Raw genomic sequence first — 21,976 nt, 5'->3', positions numbered from 1 at the left:
CCTTACTTAAAATTATGGATTTATCTAAGATACGGATGGTGGTTACCGATATGGACGGAACCCTATTGAATTCCAATCACCAGATAAGCAATCGATTTTTCAAACTATTTGAAGGATTAAGATCCAAAGGGATTCTTTTTGTTGCCGCCAGTGGCCGACAATACAACAGCATCGTGGAGAAGCTTTATCCCATTAAGGACGATATCATTATCATTGCCGAGAATGGCGGTTTTGCCAAACAAAAGGAAAGAGAAATAATTTCTACTCCTTTGAATAGCGATTATATCTTGGAAGTCCTTAAAACGCTTAAAGAAGTTCCCAATACGCATCCCGTACTTTGTGGAAAGCATATGGCCTACATTTCCGGGGAATCCGCTGCCTTTGTACAAAAACTAAAGGAATATTATACCGAGTTCGATATCTTGGAAGAGCTGACAATTGTTGACTCGGAAATCATAAAAATCGCTATCTATCATTTTGAGAGTTCAGAACAACATATTTATCCACATGTAAAGCATTTTGAGGATATACTGAAAGTGAAAATATCCGGGGAAAATTGGGTGGATATATCGAGTCCAAACGCCCACAAGGGTTTCGCTCTTGAAAATGTGATGGAACATTACAGCATACAACCGGACGAAATTATGGTGTTTGGCGACTACAACAATGATTTGGAAATGTTGGCGCTTTCTGAATTTAGTTTTGCTATGGAAAATGCCCATCCCAATGTAAAAAAGGCCGCTAAATATAGCACTCGCAGTAATGATGAAATGGGGGTGGAAATTGTTTTGGAACAGTTACTCACAGAAAGGTGCAGGGAAATGCATTAGGGGTTGCACGGAAAAGTGAAAGGGTGAATTAGTGTGTTAGCGAAATAGTGGTTTAGTGCTTGCTTGATAATCACTTTTCGTTGCTCGCTTATCGTTGTTCGAAACCGACGAGCAGCCCAGTACTATATATTTCGCCTGCTCAGCATGAATTACTGGTTCTTACTGTGTTTCATTTTGCACTTAAACTTGTATTTGTATTTGAGCTTGTATTTGAACTTATCAGGTTTTCTGCTTTTTCTTTCGTGCAGCGGGGAAGAGGACATTGTTCAAAATCAATCGATAACCCGGTGAGGTTGGATGTAGCTCCAGTTCCGTTTTTGGGTCCCCTACCCTATGCTGGTAATCCTCCGGGTCATGACCCCCGTAAAACGTAAAAAAACCTTTTCCTTTAATGCCATGGATGTAGCGGGCCTCCCCGTTCAACTTGTTCTCCCCAAGTACCAGGACCGTTGGTTTGATTTCAGACCGATTAAAGGCGGTGGTCTGGCCCATGAAACCCTTTACCAAGGAAGTATGGTTCTGACATAGCATAGTAGGTACGGCATCCCATTTGGCGGAAAAATCCATCAAGGAAAAGTAGTCCTGCTCCTTGGGAACATTCCCCCTTTTTGAGGTCATATCAATGGACGAAAACTCATATTTAACCGGATTTCTTTCCAAGGTAAAGTCCGTAAAGGCGAAAGTCTTATCAAAATCCAAACTCGCCTGATAATTAGGATCCGATGGATCGCCATCGAACATAGGCTCACAAATATCCACACCATCGGCTGCAAGGGCGATGTCAAAACTATCAGTTGCGGAGCACATGGCGAACATAAAACCTCCACCAATTACGTAATTCCTAATTTTAAGGGCAACTGCCAACTTTTCATCGGAAACCTTATCAAATCCCAATTTACGGGCCAACTTCTCCGCCTCCTTCTTACCTTCAATATACCACGGGGTAGCCCTGTAGGCACCATAGAATTTACCATATTGCCCTGTGAAATCCTCATGATGCAAATGCAGCCAATCGTATAAGGCGAGCTTATCGTCCAAAACCTCTTCATCATATACGGTTACGTAGGGTATTTCCGCATAGGTAAGGGCCATGGTAACCGCATCGTCCCAAGGCTGGTTCTCTTTGGGAGAATACACCGCAATTTTGGGAGCTTTTTCCAATATTACGGCATCCTGATTTTTGGAAGGACTGCTTATTTCATCCAGAATGGAATTTGCCTGATCATCCGAAAGTATTTCAAAAGAAACGCCCCTAATCTGGCACTCCTTGCGTATAAGCTCACCATCGGGCAACAAAAAGGAGCCGCCCCTATAATTGAGCAACCATTGCACTTTTTGCTGCTTGGAAAGTACCCAATACGTTATTCCATAGGCTTTTAAATGGTTCTTTTGGGTGTCCGCATCCATGGGTATCAAAATGGAAGAGGCATACCCAAGATGAGTGATTAAAAATAAAACCAGTAAAAGAAAAATTCTATGCATACCTCATAATTCAATTGGCCTTCTCTCAAAAATAAACGAAAAAAAACGCTCCTAAGTTTTCAGGAGCGTTAAAGATTTTAAAAATAAAGTGTTTGGACAGATACCTTTTAGTACCCTGAACTTTAAAATGGCACATCGTCATCATCATCTATACCCGTTCCTTGATTCATGGAACTACCAAAGGCATCGTCCGCACTTGGAAGGTTCTTTGTAGTGAAAGGGTTCTCCTCATTATCGTTCATTTTGGACTGGAACTCGAAGGGCGAATCGAAATCGTCCAAATTATCGAACTTACCTTGGCTACCAATAAATTTAAGCCTGATGTTGTCCAGCCCTCCGTTCCTGTGCTTGGCCACAATGAATTCTGCTTGGCCTTGGGTTGGGGTGCGTTCCTCATCGTCCCACTCCTCTATTTTATAATATTCAGGTCGGTATATAAAGGAAACGATATCCGCATCTTGCTCAATAGCACCTGATTCCCTCAAATCTGAAAGAATAGGTCGCTTACTACCTCCCCTGGTCTCAACGGCCCTGGAAAGCTGTGAAAGTGCAATCACGGGAACGTTCAGTTCCTTTGCCAAAGCCTTTAGGTTCCTCGAAATCGTTGAAATTTCCTGCTCCCTGTTACCCCCTTTTTGACTACCTCCAGCGGTCATCAATTGCAAATAATCTATCATGATCATCTTAATGCCATGCTGGGAAGCCAAACGCCTTGCTTTTGCGCGCAGGTCAAAAATGGACAATGAAGGTGTGTCATCAATAAACAATGGCGCTTTTTCCAATGTTTTTACCTTTACGTTCAATTGCTCCCATTCATGCTTTTCCAATTTTCCGGTCCTTAACTTTTCAGAGGACAACCCCGTCTCAGAGGAAATCAACCTCGTAATCAACTGTACCGATGACATTTCCAAGGAGAAAAAAGCTACTGGCGTATTGGAATTGACCGCCATATTCCGGGCCATGGACAAAGTCAATGCCGTTTTACCCATACCAGGACGTGCCGCTACTATGATCAAATCACTGGGCTGCCAACCGGAAGTCAATTTGTCCAACTTATCAAAACCTGAAGGAATTCCGCTCAAACCTTCCCTATTGGCAATTTCCTCGATTTTCTTCTTGGCCTGGATTACCAAATTCTGGGCGGTTTCTGCCGATCGCTTTAAATTCCCTTGGGTAACGTCGTACAATTTCGCTTCGGCATTATCAAGAAGGTCAAAAACGTCCGTACTTTCATCGTAGGCATCCTCAATAATTTCGTTGGAAATTTTAATGAGGCTACGCTGAATATATTTTTGAAGAATGATACGGGCATGGAATTCAATATGCGCCGATGATGCTACCTTTTGGGTCAATTTGATCAAGTAAAAATCACCTCCAACGGCCTCCAATTTACCGGCCTTCTTCAATTGTGCCGAAACGGTTAATAAATCCACAGGTTGGGATTCCTCGAACAAAACGAAGATGGCCTCGTAAATAAATCTGTGGGCATCCTTATAGAACACATCTGGGTGAAGGATGTCAATAACTTCATCGACCCCTTTTTTGTCAATCATCATTGCACCAAGCACAACTTCTTCTAAATCAACTGCTTGTGGTGGTATTTTTCCTCTTTCGAGGCTAATAATCGTAGATTTGTCAATCTTACGACCAACAAAAGGTTGTGTGTTCTCCATAGTGCGAAAATATACAATTAACCTTTAGTTAACTTTAATTGAGGTAAAACCAATGTTCACAGTTAACTAACATTTGCCTGTTAATAAAATACAATTTTATGTTGATAACATAAAAAAACCGAAGATGAAATTCTTCGGTTTAATGCTACGCTGTTAAAATGGTCGTTTATCCATTAAAAACACCCATGTTCGCATATTTTTCCATCCGTTGTTTCACCAATTCCTTTGGTGATAACTTTTGTAGTTCCTCATAATGGGAGGCAATTTTATTCTTCAGGATTTCAAAAGTCTTTTCCCTGTTGGTATGCGCGCCCCCAGCGGGTTCCTTTACAATTTCATCTATCAATTTCAATTTCTTCATATCGCTAGCGGTCAACTTCAAGGCCTCAGCCGCCCTTTCCTTGTATTCCCAACTTCTCCAAAGAATGGAAGAACACGATTCTGGGGATATTACAGAGTACCAGGTGTTCTCCAACATCAAAACCTTGTCTCCTACTCCGATTCCCAAGGCTCCGCCCGAAGCTCCTTCTCCTATGATTGCAACGATGATGGGAACCTGCAACCGGGTCATTTCCAAAATATTCCTAGCTATCGCCTCTCCTTGCCCCCGTTCCTCGGCCTCAATACCGGGATACGCTCCTGGAGTATCTATCAAGGTAACTACGGGTATGCCGAATTTTTCGGCAGACTTCATCAATCGCAAGGCTTTTCTGTACCCTTCCGGATTGGCCATACCAAAGTTTCTGTATTGTCTTGTCTTGGTATTATAGCCTTTTTGTTGCCCGATGAACATGTAGCTCTGATCACCAATTTTACCTAATCCGCCTATCATGGCCTTATCGTCCTTTACATTACGATCTCCGTGCAGTTCAAGGAAGGTGTCGCCGCAAATGGCCCGTATATAGTCTAAAGTATAAGGTCTATTTGGATGTCTCGATAATTGAACGCGTTGCCAGGGAGTAAGGTTTTTGTAGATTTCCTTTCTGGTTTCGTCTAATTTCTTCTCAATCTGTTTACAGGTTTCGGATACATCCACATCGCTTTCCTCACCAATGATCATACACTTGTCCAATTGCTCTTCCAGCTCCTTGATTGGAAGTTCAAAATCCAGATACTCCATAGTTTTCAATAAGATTTCGTTAGTTGCGTAGGCAAAGATAAAACTTTAAAAGGTAATCTGGCCAGTGTCACTTACGCAATGGTTGCGATTTATTGGCCTGCCGACGTACCCCTTCTTCCAACTTTTGTTTTAAGTACCCTCTTCCTCGATTTTTCCGAGGCGAGTTTCTTAATGCTTGCCTTATTTTTTAAAATCCCGTTTAGGATGACCGTGCTTAAAATAAGCAACGCCCCTAGGTAAAAAAAGGGATTCATTTTTTCTTCCGAACCAAAAATGAACCATGCCAATAAGATTCCATAAACAGGTTCCAAGTTGGTAGTCAACATTACGGTGTACGGTGTCAAAACCCGCATAATCTTAATGGAGGCAATAAAAGCATAGGCCGTACATATCAATGCCAAAACGAAAAGATACACCCAATCCATTGGACTTAAATAAAAGAAATCCGAGGAATAACTTCCTTTAACACCCAAAATAATGGAAAGGAACAACACCCCTATACCCAGTTCATAGAAGGAAATGACCGAGGGCCTATGCTTTTTTACCAACGTTCCGTTGACCAAAGAAAATACGGCCGCCAAAAAGGCGGAACTTAATGCGACCAACATCCCGTAGGTATAGGAGGACTCCACCCTAAAAATCAATACAAGCCCGATAATGACCAAAATCCCAAAAAACACTTCATATCCTATCACTTTTCGATTAAAAATGAAAGGTTCCATCAATGCGGTAAAAAAGGCCCCCGTGGACATCATGGCCAATGCCACGGATACCGTTGAAATTTTTATGGCATAAAAAAAGGTGAACCAATGGGCGGCCACCACGATACCCCCAAAAATCAGCCAACCTAGGGATTTTTTGTCCACTTTCAAATCAAGGCGAACCATCCTTATATACATCAGTATAAATACGGATGCCAAAAGCATTCGGTACCAAACCAAGGGAAGGGAATCAATGGAAATCAATTTCCCCAAAATTGCGGTAAACCCCCATATAAAAACAATAAAGTGCAAATGGAGCAGGTTGCGTATCCTATCTCTTGGCATTTTGCAGCAGATAAAGGGCCAAAAGCCCAAATAGTACGTTGGGAATAATAACCGCCAATAAGGGCGAGAAGCCGGACTGCTCCGCAAGGGTTCCAAACACCTTATCAAAAAAGATAAATACAAAGGCGACCAATATTCCAAAGGCCAAGTTTACCCCCATGCCCCCCCTTCTTTTTACCGAAGAAACGGCCACCGCAATGATAGTGAGAATAAAGGCCGTCAACGGCAAGGCCCATCGTTTGTATTTGACCAAAATATAAGTGTTGATGTTGGAAGCTCCCTTTCTTTTCTGGTCCGCAATAAATTGATCCAGTTCAAACAGGTTTTTCGTTTCGGCTACGTAAGAAACAGGAGTTAAATCATCGATTTTAAACGAAAATATGGTATCCAGGCGACGTTTGCTCTCCAAGATGGCGGAATCCCCCACCATTTTCCGTTTCACATAGGAAGTCAATCTGTAATTACTATCCTTTTCTACCCAACGTATATTCACTGCCGATATCTTAAAATCCAGCTTATTGTCCTCGTTGAACCTTTCATAGGTAAAATTATGCCCCAGCTGCCTGGCCGGATCAAAACTGCTTACGTAAATGAAGTCCGTTTCGTTGAGTTGATTGAATATATTGTTGGTAATCCTATCCTGCTTGCCGCGTTTCAAGTATTTGAACTTGAATTCGTTAAACCCGATACTGGCCTGCGGAACGATGAACATGGTCATAAAGAACATGATTATGGCTATGATAGTGGCCCCAATCAGATAAGGTCGTAAAAACCTGCCATAGGATACCCCAGAGCTAAGAATGGCAACGATTTCCGTATTATTGGCCAGTTTGGAGGTAAAAAAAATGACCGATAAAAAAAGGAATATGGGAAAAAGCAGACTCCCTATGTAAATGGTGAAATTTAGATAATACAACAGGATTTCATTCAACGGCGCCTCATTGTCTATCATCTTCCCGATCTGTTCCGCCAAATTTACCATGATGCCTATGGGTATGAATAGAAGCAGCATCATGGCGAAGGTTGCCAAGTATCGTTTTAATATGTATTTATCTATGATCGAAAGCACTATAGTCTCTTGTCCATTTGTTTCACCATATTATTTTTCCAGCTATAAAAATCACCCTCCAAAATATGCTTTCTAGCCTCGCGTACCAACCAGAGATAGAATCCTAAATTGTGGATCGTGGCGATCTGTTTTCCCAAATATTCGTTGGCCACGAACAAATGCCGCAAATAGGCCTTGGAATATTCCCTATCCACAAAAGTAGTTCCCATTTCGTCTATGGGGGAAAAATCGTCCTCCCACTTTTTGTTTTTTATGTTGATGGTACCGTGGGCCGTAAAAAGCATGCCATTTCTGGCATTTCTTGTGGGCATCACACAATCGAACATATCAATGCCCAAAGCAATATTTTCTAAAATATTGATGGGCGTACCCACCCCCATGAGATATCTGGGTTTGTCCTCTGGAAGGATTTCGCAGACCACTTCGGTCATGCCATACATTTCCTCGGCCGGCTCACCAACGGAAAGTCCGCCAATTGCATTTCCTTCCGCACCTGCGTTGGCTATATATTCCGCGGATTGTCTACGCAAGTCCTTATAGGTTGAACCCTGTACGATGGGGAAAAAGCTCTGGGAATACTCGTAGACAAAGGGGGTCTTTTCCAAATGGGCGATACATCGGTCCAACCACCTGTGGGTCATGTGCATGGACCGTTTTGCATAATTGTAATCACAGGGATAGGGTGTGCACTCGTCAAAAGCCATTATGATATCGGCCCCAATGACCCGTTGGATTTCCATTACGTTTTCCGGAGTGAACATGTGCATTGAACCATCTATGTGGGATTTGAACTTTACCCCTTCTTCCTTTATTTTTCGGTTTCCCGATAATGAATACACCTGATAGCCCCCGCTATCGGTCAATATATTTCGGTCCCATCCCATAAATTTGTGAAGTCCGCCCGCTTTCTGGAGAATATCGGTCTTCGGCCTTAGGAACAAGTGATAGGTATTCCCAAGAATTATATCCGGATTTATTTCCTCCCTCAACTCCTTCTGATGTACTCCCTTAACGGACGCTACCGTACCCACAGGCATGAAGATGGGGGTTTCGATTGTACCATGATCGGTAACCAAGGTACCTGCCCGTGCCTTACTTTGGACATCTTTTTTGTGTAGTGTAAATTTCAATATGCTCAAATAAAGATGCAAAGATAATGAACTCCTTGGCTCCAAAACTTAAGAAAAACCAAAGAAGGTTTTAGTTATCAAGTTAATCTTACTTCTCGATGCGACCATGGTAAAACCAAACCTCTCGTAACTTCGCCAAACAATAAAAGAACTTTACCCTCCGTTCTGATGGTATAACGAGAAAGGAAACGATCGGTATTGTTCTTGATACGAATGTTTCAATAAAATAAAACTATTATGAAAAAAACACTTTTTCTTACTGTGATGCTTTTGACCGGTCTGACCGCGATGGCACAAAGCGGTTCTGGATTTGGAATTAAGGGAGGTTTAAACTACGCAGGAAATGGAAACTATTTTGATTCTACAGCGGATGCTTTTGAAAATCCGGATAAAAACCTGGGCTACCATTTGGGTATCTTCGGGAAATTGGGAGGAAAAATATATGTAAGACCAGAATTGGTTTATACTAGTATAACGTCCGGATATGATGACGGAGATTTTAAAATGAAAAAATTGGATGCACCCGTCCTCTTAGGTGTTAATGTCATTGGTCCACTAAATTTATTTGCCGGACCAGCATTCCAATATATTTTGGACACCGACTTTGATGGCGTCACTTTAGGCGATGTGGAAAACGATTTTTCCGTAGGTCTAAATATAGGTGCGGGGGTCAACTTGGGTAAGTTGGGAATCGATTTAAGATATGAGCGTGGTTTTAGCGAAAACGAAGTGAATTTCATTAATACGAATGGTGGTATCTCCATAAATGATCGTATCGACACCAGACCGGACCAGCTTATTTTGAGCTTATCCCTAAAGATTTAGCGGGAATATTTCCCATAAAAAAGGCTTCCAGGGTACTGTAAGCCTTTTTTTATTCTTGCAAATAAGTTGCATCATTTAAGAATCCCTATCCAAGTGGTCCGGAGTACCATCCCCATCGCTATCCTTAAAGCCCACAAAATTCCCTTCATCATCTAATATAATTTCTTCTCTGGTAGGTATTCCATCTCCATCATCATCCGTATCATTGTGATTGGCCAATGGATCACCATCCGTATTATCGTTGTTAAGATTACCATCTCCATCTATATCCTCCAAAATAGAGGGGATACCGTCCCCGTCAAAATCGGTATCTTCTTCGAATGTAAAAATGTCCACTTTGAAAATCAATGGTGCGTAAGCTGGTATTGATGAACCAGAACCACGATTAAAATAGGCCAACCCCGATGGGATAAAAATAGCTCCGATACCATAATCCGAATATGATACCGTGCCATCTCCATTCACAATCAAATCTGTTCCGGATTTAAAATATTCTACACCGTTTCCAAATCCTTGTACCACCCCAGATAGATTGAATGTAATTGGCTGATTACTGGAAGCATCAAACAAGGTACCATCCAAGAGAGATCCTTCGTACCTCAATACTACGTTATCACCAATAGTAGGGGTATTTTCTGAAGTTCCTTGTCTTGCAATAAGATAATAAAAAGTATGTTCAGCAACTTCTTCATCACTTACACCAAAACCTGCAGATGCCACAGTAATCTTTTCCATGCCGAACTCTATACCGGGAAGAGAGCCACTATTCAAAATAGAGGTTTTGTCTTCATTCTCCCCTGCAATTGTGTCAAATTGTATCTTAAAATCAAAGCCTTCAAGTGGATCTTGAAAATCCTCGTAGTTAAAAAAGTGGGTACTCAAGAATTCACGTAGCTCCGCATCGTTCTCGGCGGCAACCTCTATTATTGATCGCGGAGGTACTATCGTCCCCGGTGAATCATCGTCTTTTTTACAAGACCAAATAATTAAAAAAACAAGCACAAATACCCCTATGTTTTTCAATCTCATCAGCAATAATTTAAGCGTGCAAGATACAATTTTCCCCTATTTTTGTAGAAAACCTTAACAAAGAATTTAGTTTGCCATGCGTATTGACAAGTACCTTTGGAGCACACGTTATTTTAAAACCAGGAACATTGCTACCAATGCCTGTAAAAAAGGTCATGTTAAAATCAATGACCAAACGGTGAAACCGGGAAGGGAAGTTTTTCCAATGGATAAAATCGTCGTTCGCAAAAACCAAATCGATTACCAACTTACGGTTTTGGATATCCCGGAAAGCAGGGTGGGCGCTAAATTGGTGGATATCTACCGAAAGGACACCACCCCTAAAGAAGCCTTTGAACATCAAAATCTTTTACAGTATTCCAAGGACTATTATCGAAAAAAGGGAACGGGAAGACCTACTAAAAAAGACCGTAGGGAAATCGATGATTATTTGGACACTAATGAAGAAATTGATGAGTGAAAAATTTAAAATGAAAAGCGAAAAGTGAAAAGTTAATAGGGAACAGATAAATCTGGAACTTCGAACTTGAAACCTGAAACTTAGAATTAATAAATAGCAAAATGCGTTCAGCGCTTTGCGCATAGCGCACAATAATATCAAATTAAGCCTATATTTATCTAATAGAATTGAATGGCCATGCAGCAACAAATATTGACCCATCAACAGATCCAGCATAAAATTGAACGAATCGCCTATCAAATTTATGAAGCCAACGTTTTCGAGAAGGAAATTGTTGTGGCCGGAATACAGGGTGGCGGACTCCTTTTCGCCAAGAAAATCATGTCCGTGTTAAAGAAAATAACGGAAGCGGAAATTATCCTCTGCACAGTTCTTATGGATAAAAAAGATCCTTTAACAAGCGGTGTATCCACCTCTTTAGCCGAGGAAGCATATGCAAACAAATCGATTGTATTGGTGGACGATGTTTTAAATTCGGGGACTACCTTAATCTACGGAGTACACCATTTTCTAAAAACGCCGCTCAAACAATTGAAGACTGCTGTTTTGGTCAATAGAAACCATAAAAAATATCCGGTCAAGGCAGATTACAAAGGTATATCCCTTTCCACATCACTACAGGAGCACGTAAACGTGCTCTTCGAACCTAAAAAAAATAGGGTTTATTTAGACTAGTAACTTCCATATTTGGAGTACCACGTCTTCAACCGATTTATATTGGTTGCCGATTTTATGATGCGCTTGATTATAAAAAAAACTACGCTCGAACAGGTGTTTTGCAATGAATTCCTGAAACTCTTCAGGAGCAATATCGGCTATTAGGGGTCTCTCATCCCTTTCCTTCATAAGTCGGTCACATAAAACATTTAAATCGGTTTTAATGTAAATCGAGTTTGGTGTTGCCTCGTTTATCAACCGTATATTGTCACCAAAACACGGTGTTCCCCCTCCAACGGATAGCACAACATTCTCTTTGCGATTCAAAACCTCTTTCAGATATTCAGTTTCCTTTTTTCTGAAATAGACTTCCCCCTTGTCTTTAAAAATCTCATTGATCGACGACTTTTCCGCGGCTTCAATATAATCGTCCAGGTCTAAAAATTTAACATTCAACTGTTTGGATAAGGCTTTGCCAATGGTGGTCTTTCCACTCCCCATGTAACCGATCAATATGATTTTCACTAGTGCTATTTTTTGTAAAAATCCGTCAAATTAAGCCGATTTCAAAAAAAAATAAATTTATGCACATTTGGACTTGGTAAATAAATAATAGGCCTTATATTTGCACCCGCAAAAGGGAAATCTTTGCAGTTACATTTTGACCTGGTAGCTCAGTTGGTAGAGCATTTCACTTTTAATGAAAGGGTCCTGGGTTCGAATCCCAGCCAGGTCACGAATAAATCAACAAAAAGTTGAAAACGAAGCAAGCTAAAAAACATAGCTTGCTTTGTTGTTTTAGTGAGGTTTTGATTTTAAAAGCGAAGCTTTGTCAGTAAAACCGAAGGTAATCCTGCCGAGGTCACGAATAAATAGTTAAAAAAAATGCCAAGCTTGCTTGAGCGTTTTTTTTGTTTGAACTATTTTCACCGCGTAGCGTTGAGGGAAGAGCGCAGCCAATCCCAGCCAGATTACCAAAAAACCTTGACTGAAAAGTCGAGGTTTTTTTTTAAAGGAGTACAGACTTATATAACCTACCATTGCAAAAAAGCAACAGTGTTTTCACAATAGTGTTGAAAGCTACTTCTCACCAACACTATTTATCACTTCCAAATTCACCTTACGAACTGCCGGAAAATCCATTTTATCCACCTTACGGTCATAGGTCATAAAACCGTTCACTTCCCCTTCAACATCCGTTGTCTGGGTATAAATCGCCCCGGAGAAACCTGCCTTTACCAATTTCTTCAATTCTTCGGCATATTCAATATACTGATTCGTGGTTTCCTTGGAGTTTTTAAACTTTACGTATCCCCAGTTATTATCGGGCTTCCAAAGATGTTTTTCAACCGCCAATCCAATACCTCCGTATTCCCCTAGTACATTTACCCGTTGTGCATCGTACAGATACATGGCAGGCCCCGGATAATTATGAAGATCGACAATATCGCCGGTCCTGTAAAAATTACCACCACTGGCAGCGTTGACCAACCTACTAGGGTCATAGCTTTTCGTCCATTCCGCAATTTCCTCGGTTTTAAATTGCCCCCAGGCCTCGTTAAATGGGACCCAGACCACGATGCTTGGAAAGGAATATAAGTAGTCCATTATTTCCTTCCATTCGGTTCTGTATATTTTTTCCGATTCCGAACTTCTTTTAAATTCGGTTCCATTGAAATAGTCATGGTTCTGCCATTGAGGCCCTTTGTCTCCATTGGGCATATCCTGCCACACCAATATACCAAGCCTATCACAGTGGGCATACCACCGGGCCGGTTCCACCTTGACATGTTTACGGATCATATTAAAGCCAAGTTCCTTGGTTTTGACAATATCATATTCAAGTGCTTCATCCGTAGGGGCCGTGTAGAGTCCGTCTGGCCACCATCCTTGATCCAAGGGACCATACTGAAAAAAATTCTTATTGTTCAGTTGCATCCTTACAATACCAAACGCATCCTTCTTCATACTGATCTTTCGCATCCCAAAATAACTTTCTACCTTATCCGTTTCCTTGGAGTCGGTCATAAGTTTTACTTCCAAGTCATATAAAAATGGCGTCTCTGGAGACCAAAGTTTTGGGTTTTTTACCGGCAGCTCAATTTCCATACCAACCCTGGCCTTCGCCTTTGAAACCAAACTTCCAGCATCCAGAACGGATACTTCCACAATATCGCCATAGGCGGCACATTCGATTTCAGTATATATAGAAACGGTACCCCTATCCAAATTTGGGACTGTCTTGATGTTGCGAATCCTCTTTTTTGGAACAGGTTCCAACCAGACTGTCTGCCAAATTCCAGTTACCGGGGTGTACCAAATTCCCTCCGGATTCTTTACCTGTTTTCCTCTGGGCTGCGGACCATCGTTCGTGGGATCCCAAACCTTAACGGTTAATTTTTGTTCGCCTTTCCCCAAAAAGGGTGTAATGTCAAATTGAAAAGGGGTATATCCACCAGTATGGGAACCCACAAGTATATCATTTATCCAGACATCCGCTTTCCAGTCTACCGCCCCAAAATGAAGCAGCATATTGTTTTCCTTCCAGTCCAAAGGAACCTCAAAGGTGGTTTGGTACCATAATTCCCTTTCACTGCCCACTTCCTTCATAACTCCGGACAGGCTCGACTCCACAGCAAATGGAACCAAAATCGCACCTTCAAAATTAGTTGGGCACGACTCCCCTTTTCTTGTAATTGCATATTCCCAAAGACCATTCAGGTTTTTCCATTGATCACGAACCATCAACGGCCTAGGGTATTCATTCAAGATATTTTTGGTGTCTATTTGTTCGGTCCATTTGGTTTTTATTTTATCACCGGCGGGTTTCCATTGACCGTAGGTGAAGCTCAAAAAACAAAGGCAAAGGGAGATTAAAGCATGAATACTACTATTTTTAGGAATCATTGGACATAAAATTGGTTTATAACAACAATTTAAAAATAATTCCTTGAGCTTGTCCAAATTGGCACTTTTGTCAAATCACAATTCATGAATTATTTGAAGCGAACTGAAATACGATACTTATTTAGTAGCCGTACTCTAAAACTCATCTTAGATTTGCTTTGAAATACACAATACCTTTTTATCTTTACGCCCAATTCTGAATCGCCCACGTGGTGAAATTGGTAGACACGCTACCTTGAGGGGGTAGTGTTCGTAAGGACGTGCTAGTTCGAATCTAGTCGTGGGCACAAAAGCCAGGTACTTTCTACCTGGCTTTTTTTTATTTAGCGAGGTTTTAACATCTTTTCCAACCAACTTTAGATGCAATTCATTAAGTTTGTTTAACGTTTTTCTTCAAACTATGAACAACGTAAAGAAAATATTCAGCATTAGGGACCTTGAGAACTTATCAGGCATCAAGGCGCATACCATTAGAATTTGGGAGAAAAGGTATAATCTGCTATCCCCCGAAAGGACAGATACGAATATACGTACCTATAGCTTGTCCAGCTTACAAAAGCTTCTGAACATCACGCTTTTATACGATAATGGTTATAAAATTTCCAAGATTGCAAAGATTCCCGAATCGGAAATACCAAATACCGTTAAGGAGGTAGTTTCAAAAAAAACCAGTAAATCACAAAATCTGAATGCCTTTAAGTTGGCAATGATGAATTTTGACCAAACCATTTTTTTTGAAACGTATGACAAACTTCTAAGTACAAAGTCTTTTAGGGAAGTCTTTAAGGATGCATTTATTCCCCTGTTGAACGAAATCGGGCTTCTCTGGCAAACGGATACCATTAGCCCTGCTCATGAGCATTTCATAACAAGTCTCATCAAACAAAAAATTTTGGTGAATACGGAGAGGTTACAACATCAAAAGCCAACTAAAACGGATAAGGTTTTTGTGTCCTTTTTACCCGAAAACGAGATACATGACATTGGTATATTGTACCTAAACTATGAGATTCTTCTAAAAGGTTATAAAGTGGTTTATTTGGGCCAGACGATACCCATTGAAAATTTAACCGATCTCCTAAAGTATTTTGACAATATTTATTTCCTATCTTACTTCACGGTAAAGCCGGACAAAACCGAGATAGCCACCTATCTTGAGGAATTTGAATTATATCTAAGAGATACTTCAAACCCACACCTATGGATACTTGGTCGTCAAATCCAACATTTGGAACGCACCAAACTTCCAAGTTTTGTAAAAACCTTTACTTCAATTGAAGAGGTGGTCCACATTTATAACCTATGGAAAAAAATATAGCTATCATTGGATCTGGTTTTTCATCCCTTTCGGCAGCTTGCTATCTTGCCAAAGCCGGTCATCAGGTAACCATCTACGAAAAAAACGAATCCATTGGAGGAAGGGCCGCACAATTGATAAAGGATGGTTTCACCTTTGATATGGGCCCTAGCTGGTATTGGATGCCCGATATTTTCGAGAAGTTTTTCAGCGATTTTGGCAAAAAGACCTCAGACTACTACCAACTGGACAAATTAAGTCCCGCATATAAAATTTTTTTTGCCGATGACGTAATTACCATAGGGGACTGCATGGATAAGATATGTACTGAATTTGAACGTATCGAATCCGGAAGTTCCGTACATCTAAGAAAATTTATCGCCCTGGCACAGGAAAACTATGAAATTGCCATAAACAAAATCGTTTTAAGGCCTGGATTGTCACCTTTCGAATTGGTCACCAAGGAAACGGTTTTAAAGGTTGATCAATTTTTTAAGACAATTAGTTCAGAAGTTAGAAAAAAGTTCAAAAACCCAAAACTTATTGCGACCTTGGAGTTCCCCGTGCTGTTTTTGGGCGCAAAGCCTAGTGATACGCCATCCTTTTACAGCTTTATGAATTTCGCCGATTTCGGTTTGGGCACTTGGCACCCCCAAGGTGGTATGTACCGTATCATTGAGGCCATGGGAAGTCTTGCAGAAGAATTGGGAGTTAAGATTCATACCCATGCCAACGTAGAAAAGATTTTGGTTACAAAATACATCTGTAATGGCATCATTTGTAACGATTCCACTATTTTGGCCGATATCGTGGTCAGCGGGGCCGATTACCATCACTCCGAAAGTTTATTGGATGCGGAGTACAGGCAATACAGCGAAGCATATTGGAACAAAAAAACCTTTGCGCCTTCTTCCCTCTTATTCTATATCGCTTTTGACGGGAAGCTCAAGAATGTGGACCATCACAATTTGTTTTTTGATACAGATTTTGAACGCCATGCTAAGGAAATCTATGATAACCCGCAATGGCCAACAAGCCCCCTATTCTATGCCAATTTTCCTTCCATAACGGACGAAAGTATGGCACCCGAAGGATGTGAGACCGGATTCTTTTTGGTTCCCATCGCACCCGGGCTTGAGGATACTAAAGCGCTTCGGGAGCAATATTTTGACTTGATTATGGATAGGTTTGAGGAAAAAACAGGTCAAAAAGTCTTGGATAAAATTCGCTTTAAGGAAACCTTCTGTGTAAATGACTTTGTGGAGCGGTACAATTCCTATAAAGGCAATGCTTATGGAATGGCGAATACGCTATCCCAAACTGCATTTCTCAGACCAAAATTAAAGAGCGGTAAGGTTAAAAACCTTTATTTCACAGGGCAACTTACAGTTCCTGGACCTGGCGTTCCTCCATCTTTAATTTCAGGAAAATTGGTTTCTGAACTTTTAACTAAAAATAATTAACTTAAGGCTATGAAAGTACAGACCTTAATCGGCAAAAGGATTAGTTGGGTGTACCATTCCACAGCTTTAACCATATAAATGAACACATGAAAATCACTTTTGACAAGGTATCCTACCAGTGTAGTAAAATCGTTACCGAAAAATACAGTACATCGTTTGCCTTGGCAACAAAAATGCTTCATGGTTCCATACGTGGGGACATATACAACATTTATGGTTTTGTAAGGTTTGCCGATGAAATTGTAGATACCTTCCACGAGTATGATAAAAAGACCTTATTCGATAAATTTGAGGAAGAACTTGCCGCCGCACTGGAAAACAAAATAAGTTTGAACCCCATTCTAAACTCGTTCCAATACACGTTCCATAAATACAACATCCCCATTCATTTAGTGGATTCCTTTATGAAAAGTATGCGGGCGGATTTGACCAAGAACGTTTACAAAACCGAGGCCGAGTATAAAGAATATATTTATGGTTCCGCGGATGTAGTTGGTCTTATGTGCCTTAAAGTATTTGTCAAGGGCTGTGATGAATCCTACGAAAATCTGAAGGAATCTGCCATGGCCCTAGGTTCTGCCTTTCAAAAGGTGAATTTCCTAAGGGATGTAAAGGCCGATTTTGAGGAGTTAAACCGCACTTATTTTCCAAACGCCAATCTCGCTGCTCTGGACGAAGATTCAAAAATGGAAATCGTTCAAGAGATACAACGAGATTTTCAAGAGGGGTACAAAGGTATCGTAAAACTGCCCATTGAGGCAAAATTCGGGGTATATACGGCCTATAGATATTACACTAGGCTTCTTAAAAAATTACAAAACACCCCGTCCATGGAAATTAAAAGCACCCGTATACGGGTTCCTGATTATGAAAAATTCGGTCTTCTGGCAAGATCTTATGTTAAATATAAAATGAACTTAGTTTAAATGAATACGTTTCTTTGGATAATTATTTTTTTAGGTACATTTTCTTTTATGGAATTTATGGCCTGGTTTACTCACAAGTACATCATGCATGGCTTCCTTTGGTCCTTGCATAAGGACCATCACCATAAAGATCATGATTCCTGGTTTGAAAGGAACGATGCCTTCTTTATTTTTTATGCCATTGTAAGTATGTCACTGTTTTACACCGGAGCAAACGGATTTTGGTATGGATATCCCCTTGGTTTTGGAATTTTGGCCTATGGTATCGCATATTTTTTTGTACACGACATCTTCATACACCAAAGATTCAAAATTTTCCGTAACGCAAACAATTGGTATGCACGTGGTGTACGACGCGCCCACAAAATCCATCACAAACACTTGGGAAAAGAGGACGGGGAATGTTTTGGAATGTTGGTAGTGCCCTTCAAATATTTTAAAAAATAGCCAATGCCCCATGCTTTGGTAATCGGTGCCGGCATTGGTGGTTTAGCCACTTCCTTAAGACTTCGCAAAAAAGGTTACCGAGTAACGGTTCTGGAAGTCAACGATTACCCTGGAGGTAAACTTCACGCTATCGAGCAGGATGGCTACCGTTTTGATCTGGGACCCTCCTTGTTCACGATGCCCCATTTGGTCACCGAACTTTTTGCACTGTATCAAGAGGATTTCCCAACTTATTTTCAATACAGTAAAAAACAAATTGTCTGTAATTATTTTTGGGAAGATGGACACCGATTTTCAGTGGCATCGGATATAGAAAAGTTTATAAAAGACGCATCCGAGAGCTTCAATGAACCTCCACAAAAAATAAAATCCTATTTAAAAAGAAACCGCGAAAAATATGATTTGACCGCGAACCTATTTTTGGAAAAGTCCCTTCATAAGCTCTCCACGTACCTATCAAGACAAACAATAAAGTCCATCCTTCAAATTGGAAAACTACACTTAAACGACACTTTAGACTCGGTCAATAAGCAGTATTTTAGAAACCCAAAGTTGGTACAACTCTTTAATCGGTATGCCACGTATAATGGCTCATCGCCCTATAAAACCCCAGGCATCATGTCCATGATTCCCCATTTGGAAATGCATTATGGCACCTATTTTCCCAAGGGAGGAATGCACAGCATTAGTCTTTCGTTATATGAATTTGCCAAACAAAAAGGGGTCAGCTTCAAGTTTGGACATCCGGTAGAAAATATCATTGTTAAAAATAAAAAGGCTATTGGCGTACTATCCAAGGGAGTCGCGCATAAGGCCGATATTGTGGTTTCCAACATGGATGTGTATCCTACCTATAAAAAATTGCTGAAGGACCAACCCTATCCAAAAAAAACCCTGGAACAAGAACGCTCAAGTTCCGCACTCATATTCTATTGGGGGATTTCAAAGGAATTTCCACAACTGGATTTGCACAATATTCTGTTTACTGATTCCTACCCTGATGAATTCCAAGCTTTGTTTGACCAAAAGACCCTTTACACGGACCCTACCATCTACATCAATATTACCTCTAAAGAAGAGGTCAGGGATGCGCCCGAGGGCCATGAGAATTGGTTCGTGATGATAAACGCTCCAGGAAACTATGGGCAGGATTGGCGCGAGCTAAAACAAGTGGCGAGAAAGAACATTGTTTCCAAAATAAATAGGATCCTAAAAACAAACATTGAAGAATTCATAACTACGGAGCATATTTTGGACCCAGTTGGGATTGAAAGCAGTACAAGTTCATTCCGGGGAGCCCTCTATGGCGCGGCAAGTAATGATAAATTTGCCGCCTTTGTAAGGCATGCGAATTTTTCAAAATCGATTGAAAATTTATATTTCTGTGGAGGATCCGTACATCCAGGTGGGGGGATTCCCCTTTGTCTTTTATCCGCGAAAATTGTTTCCGATTTGGTTCCAACCCCCATTCCAAATGCTTGAAACCCTATCCAAATATAAGGTCCTCATAGCTATTGGCATCGTATGGTTATTTCATATTTCGGCCATTATTGGAATCGCTTCGGGGGATTTGGAATGGTTTATTCAAAAAACCCCTTTGAACCTAATAATCAGTTTAACGCTCTTTTTATTTATTTATCCCATCAATACTCCAATAAAGTCCTTTGCCTTTGTCTTGTTTTTTTGTGGTGGCATGTTTGCCGAATGGCTTGGGGTACACTATGGAATTTTGTTTGGGGAGTATGCATATGGGAATAACCTAGGCCCAAAACTTGACGGGGTTCCTTATTTGATTGGTACATACTGGGCCCTTCTTACCTTTATCACGGCAAGTATGCTTGATTATACCAAATTAAAATCCATCCCCAAGATTTTATTGGCCGCGGGCCTTATGGTTTTACTTGATTTTATTATGGAGCACAATGCCCCAGTATTCGATTTTTGGACTTTTGAAGGTGGTATGGCACCGCTTGAAAATTATACGACATGGTTCGCCTTGGCGATTTTGTTCCAGATACTACTAAGGGTCTTAAAAATAGAGGGAAATAAACAATTTTCAATCCATCTGTATTTGGCCCAACTTGTTTTCTTTGGGTTTTTCCTTTTCTAATTTTCTAAGTCATATAGTGGGTTTTTGCCCATCCAAGTACCTATGGACCTGTAAGGCTGAAACCTGGAAAAAAGTTCTTCCTTATACCAATTCAACTGCCTTGTTTTTTGGATCGCTTTTTGGTGTTCTTTGCTCGCGTAGGCAAATTGCATAAGGGATTCCTTATCACTCCAAATACTGAATGTTGCCATTTGTAAAAAAGGGACCTCACCTATCCCCTTTGTAAATAAAAGACCCCTATTACCAGCTAGGGATTTTTGGGATGTTGGAACATATTTCCAAAATTTAAGGAGCATTCTTGTTTTGATTGTCGCCCTAGTGATTACGGCAATGTACGGATTCGCTTCTTCCAAAGATTCACTTTTGATAAAAGGATTATTACCATCCCAATCCCCCTTTGCCGTAGTGTTTTTCATGTAAACCGTCCATCTTTCTTCACTTTTCCCCAAATAACGTTGCATAATAGTCGAGGCATTGAAAAACTCGTTAGCACAAGTTTCATTATTCCATATCTGAAGCAAGCCATAAACAGACCAATCCGGTAAGGGATTAAAGCCTTCTCTACCGCTTCCCATAAGTTTGTACATTTGAAGACCTTCTACTTTGGAAAGCCCTGCATGTGCAAATTGCATTTCGCCAAAGGCCCATAACTTACTGCTAAAATTGGTATATCTAAAAAAAGTGAGTGTTGTGATTTGGGACATACGATATTCCTGAAAATTGCCATTTAGGAATATCTAAGATACAAAATGAATATTGTTGCTGTTTTTTTATGGAAACCCGTTTCGTTTTATTCCGATATTAGCTCCTCCAACAATGCATCCACAGCAGAATTGTCCCAATCGGCAATCGCATTTTGATGAACGGCTATGAAACCGTTTTTATCGATTATATAGGATCCGGGCGGTTTTAATATAGTAACCGGACTGTCTTCACCCACAATCCTGTACGTAACAGGAAACGTATACCCATGCTCTTCCATAAACAGTTCCACAGGGGCCCGCTCCTCATTGGTAATGATATAGAAATTAACCCTACCCTTATACTTTTCGTATAGACTTTGGATATCCTTTAACTGAGCTTGTGATGGCATATGCCAAGAGGTCCAAAAAGAAATAAACACCACATTGCCTTTAGCCTCCTCAAAACTGAAGAGCTTCCAATCTTCATCCTTTAGTGTCCAATCGTAGCTGGATATTTTACCCCTCTTTTCCGGAGTTATTATGGTAGGTGCCATGGCCAACCATCTATTTAAAAGAATCTTGCTATAATCACCAAGGGGGGTTACAAAGAAGGACAACACAAATGCGATGATCAAAAGTGTGAAAAATGTTTGTTTCTTCATCTTCAGTTTATGGAATACCCAAAACTAAAAAACTCCCGAATAGTTTCGGGAGTTTTCCTAATTTATTTTATTGGCACCGCCAAGGGGTTCAATACTTCAAGGCTTGCCCGCCTGAACACCTGTCGGGCAGGCCTCGAAAAAAAAGTGCATCTACCGCGAA

General features: G+C 40.7%; 21 protein-coding genes and 2 tRNA genes. 12 read left to right on the top strand and 11 right to left on the bottom strand.

Annotated elements, in window-relative coordinates; genetic code table 11:
* The first annotated feature begins 14 nt into the window (after positions 1-14).
* Positions 15-830 carry an HAD family hydrolase gene (locus tag ACZ41C_RS13080; protein WP_464562045.1) on the top strand — a complete coding sequence of 272 codons (816 nt, stop codon included), beginning with the start codon at positions 15-17 and terminating at the stop codon, positions 828-830.
* 219 nt (positions 831-1,049) lie between these two features.
* On the opposite strand, the gene ACZ41C_RS13075 is transcribed toward ACZ41C_RS13080, so the two are convergent.
* The 6 genes from ACZ41C_RS13075 to tgt all read right to left on the bottom strand — a co-directional run bounded on the left by ACZ41C_RS13075 (position 1,050) and on the right by tgt (position 8,350).
* Complete coding sequence (locus ACZ41C_RS13075) at positions 1,050-2,312, bottom strand: asparagine synthetase B (RefSeq protein ID WP_464562043.1); 1,263 nt, start codon at positions 2,310-2,312, stop codon at positions 1,050-1,052.
* 122 nt (positions 2,313-2,434) lie between these two features.
* Positions 2,435-3,985 carry a replicative DNA helicase gene (gene dnaB / locus ACZ41C_RS13070; protein ID WP_138257699.1) on the bottom strand — a complete coding sequence of 517 codons (1,551 nt, stop codon included), beginning with the start codon at positions 3,983-3,985 and terminating at the stop codon, positions 2,435-2,437.
* Between the two features lie 166 nt (positions 3,986-4,151).
* The gene (locus tag ACZ41C_RS13065; protein ID WP_138257698.1) at positions 4,152-5,105 is read right to left on the bottom strand and encodes an acetyl-CoA carboxylase carboxyltransferase subunit alpha; all 954 of its coding nucleotides are present in this window, start codon (positions 5,103-5,105) and stop codon (positions 4,152-4,154) included.
* An 89-nt stretch (positions 5,106-5,194) separates the two neighbouring features.
* Positions 5,195-6,151: a DMT family transporter gene (locus ACZ41C_RS13060; protein ID WP_464562040.1), complete on the bottom strand. Its 957-nt coding sequence runs from the start codon at positions 6,149-6,151 to the stop codon at positions 5,195-5,197.
* Positions 6,138-7,220: an LptF/LptG family permease gene (locus tag ACZ41C_RS13055; RefSeq protein WP_464562038.1), complete on the bottom strand. Its 1,083-nt coding sequence runs from the start codon at positions 7,218-7,220 to the stop codon at positions 6,138-6,140. Before ACZ41C_RS13055 ends, ACZ41C_RS13060 begins: the two co-directional genes overlap by 14 nt.
* The gene (gene tgt, locus ACZ41C_RS13050) at positions 7,220-8,350 is read right to left on the bottom strand and encodes a tRNA guanosine(34) transglycosylase Tgt (RefSeq protein WP_464562036.1); all 1,131 of its coding nucleotides are present in this window, start codon (positions 8,348-8,350) and stop codon (positions 7,220-7,222) included. The genes ACZ41C_RS13055 and tgt overlap by 1 nt, the downstream gene beginning before the upstream one ends.
* Before the next feature lie 237 nt (positions 8,351-8,587).
* On the opposite strand from tgt, the gene ACZ41C_RS13045 reads away from it, so the two are divergent.
* Entirely contained in the window at positions 8,588-9,175 is a 588-nt protein-coding gene (locus ACZ41C_RS13045) for an outer membrane beta-barrel protein (protein WP_464562033.1), read from the top strand.
* Between the two features lie 75 nt (positions 9,176-9,250).
* Here ACZ41C_RS13045 and ACZ41C_RS13040 read toward each other — a convergent pair whose 3' ends face one another.
* A complete protein-coding gene (locus ACZ41C_RS13040) occupies positions 9,251-10,204 on the bottom strand; it encodes an FKBP-type peptidyl-prolyl cis-trans isomerase (protein WP_464562031.1) in 954 nt (317 codons plus the stop codon).
* Positions 10,205-10,280: 76 nt separating this feature from the next.
* Here ACZ41C_RS13040 and ACZ41C_RS13035 point away from each other — a divergent pair, with 76 nt between their 5' ends.
* Positions 10,281-10,664 (top strand): RNA-binding S4 domain-containing protein, encoded by a 384-nt coding sequence (locus ACZ41C_RS13035; protein WP_138257692.1) that lies wholly within the window; start codon positions 10,281-10,283, stop codon positions 10,662-10,664.
* 177 nt (positions 10,665-10,841) lie between these two features.
* A complete protein-coding gene (locus tag ACZ41C_RS13030; RefSeq protein WP_464562028.1) occupies positions 10,842-11,339 on the top strand; it encodes a phosphoribosyltransferase domain-containing protein in 498 nt (165 codons plus the stop codon).
* Here ACZ41C_RS13030 and ACZ41C_RS13025 read toward each other — a convergent pair.
* Entirely contained in the window at positions 11,331-11,846 is a 516-nt protein-coding gene (locus ACZ41C_RS13025; RefSeq protein ID WP_464562026.1) for a shikimate kinase, read from the bottom strand. The genes ACZ41C_RS13030 and ACZ41C_RS13025 overlap by 9 nt on opposite strands.
* A 138-nt stretch (positions 11,847-11,984) precedes the next feature.
* On the opposite strand from ACZ41C_RS13025, the gene ACZ41C_RS13020 reads away from it, so the two are divergent.
* Positions 11,985-12,057, top strand: a tRNA-Lys gene (locus tag ACZ41C_RS13020).
* A gap of 344 nt (positions 12,058-12,401) precedes the next feature.
* On the opposite strand, the gene ACZ41C_RS13015 is transcribed toward ACZ41C_RS13020, so the two are convergent.
* The gene (locus tag ACZ41C_RS13015; protein ID WP_464562024.1) at positions 12,402-14,228 is read right to left on the bottom strand and encodes a glycoside hydrolase family 2 protein; all 1,827 of its coding nucleotides are present in this window, start codon (positions 14,226-14,228) and stop codon (positions 12,402-12,404) included.
* 203 nt (positions 14,229-14,431) lie between these two features.
* Here ACZ41C_RS13015 and ACZ41C_RS13010 point away from each other — a divergent pair.
* The 7 genes from ACZ41C_RS13010 to ACZ41C_RS12980 all read left to right on the top strand — a co-directional run bounded on the left by ACZ41C_RS13010 (position 14,432) and on the right by ACZ41C_RS12980 (position 20,471).
* Positions 14,432-14,515, top strand: a tRNA-Leu gene (locus ACZ41C_RS13010).
* A gap of 113 nt (positions 14,516-14,628) precedes the next feature.
* Positions 14,629-15,546 (top strand): MerR family transcriptional regulator, encoded by a 918-nt coding sequence (locus ACZ41C_RS13005; protein ID WP_464562022.1) that lies wholly within the window; start codon positions 14,629-14,631, stop codon positions 15,544-15,546.
* Positions 15,531-16,988 carry a phytoene desaturase family protein gene (locus ACZ41C_RS13000; protein WP_464562020.1) on the top strand — a complete coding sequence of 486 codons (1,458 nt, stop codon included), beginning with the start codon at positions 15,531-15,533 and terminating at the stop codon, positions 16,986-16,988. The genes ACZ41C_RS13005 and ACZ41C_RS13000 overlap by 16 nt, the downstream gene beginning before the upstream one ends.
* 86 nt (positions 16,989-17,074) lie before the next feature.
* Positions 17,075-17,914, top strand: coding sequence for a phytoene/squalene synthase family protein (locus tag ACZ41C_RS12995; protein WP_138257661.1), 840 nt, complete (start codon positions 17,075-17,077; stop codon positions 17,912-17,914).
* On the top strand, positions 17,915-18,361 hold the full coding sequence (locus ACZ41C_RS12990; RefSeq protein ID WP_154916639.1) for a sterol desaturase family protein: 447 nt from the start codon (positions 17,915-17,917) through the stop codon (positions 18,359-18,361).
* A 3-nt stretch (positions 18,362-18,364) separates the two neighbouring features.
* Entirely contained in the window at positions 18,365-19,843 is a 1,479-nt protein-coding gene (gene crtD, locus ACZ41C_RS12985; RefSeq protein ID WP_464562017.1) for a 1-hydroxycarotenoid 3,4-desaturase CrtD, read from the top strand.
* On the top strand, positions 19,836-20,471 hold the full coding sequence (locus tag ACZ41C_RS12980) for a carotenoid biosynthesis protein (RefSeq protein ID WP_464562015.1): 636 nt from the start codon (positions 19,836-19,838) through the stop codon (positions 20,469-20,471). The genes crtD and ACZ41C_RS12980 overlap by 8 nt, the downstream gene beginning before the upstream one ends.
* Here ACZ41C_RS12980 and ACZ41C_RS12975 read toward each other — a convergent pair.
* Both ACZ41C_RS12975 and ACZ41C_RS12970 read right to left on the bottom strand, forming a co-directional pair.
* Entirely contained in the window at positions 20,468-21,175 is a 708-nt protein-coding gene (locus ACZ41C_RS12975) for a DUF3291 domain-containing protein (RefSeq protein ID WP_464562013.1), read from the bottom strand. The genes ACZ41C_RS12980 and ACZ41C_RS12975 overlap by 4 nt on opposite strands.
* Before the next feature lie 86 nt (positions 21,176-21,261).
* Entirely contained in the window at positions 21,262-21,816 is a 555-nt protein-coding gene (locus tag ACZ41C_RS12970; protein WP_317129169.1) for a TlpA family protein disulfide reductase, read from the bottom strand.
* Positions 21,817-21,976: the final 160 nt, after the last annotated feature.

Source organism: Maribacter sp. C-4077, from assembly GCF_055378385.1.
The sequence above is the reverse complement of the archived record's forward strand: the minus strand, read 5'-3'. Positions and strand labels throughout refer to the sequence as shown.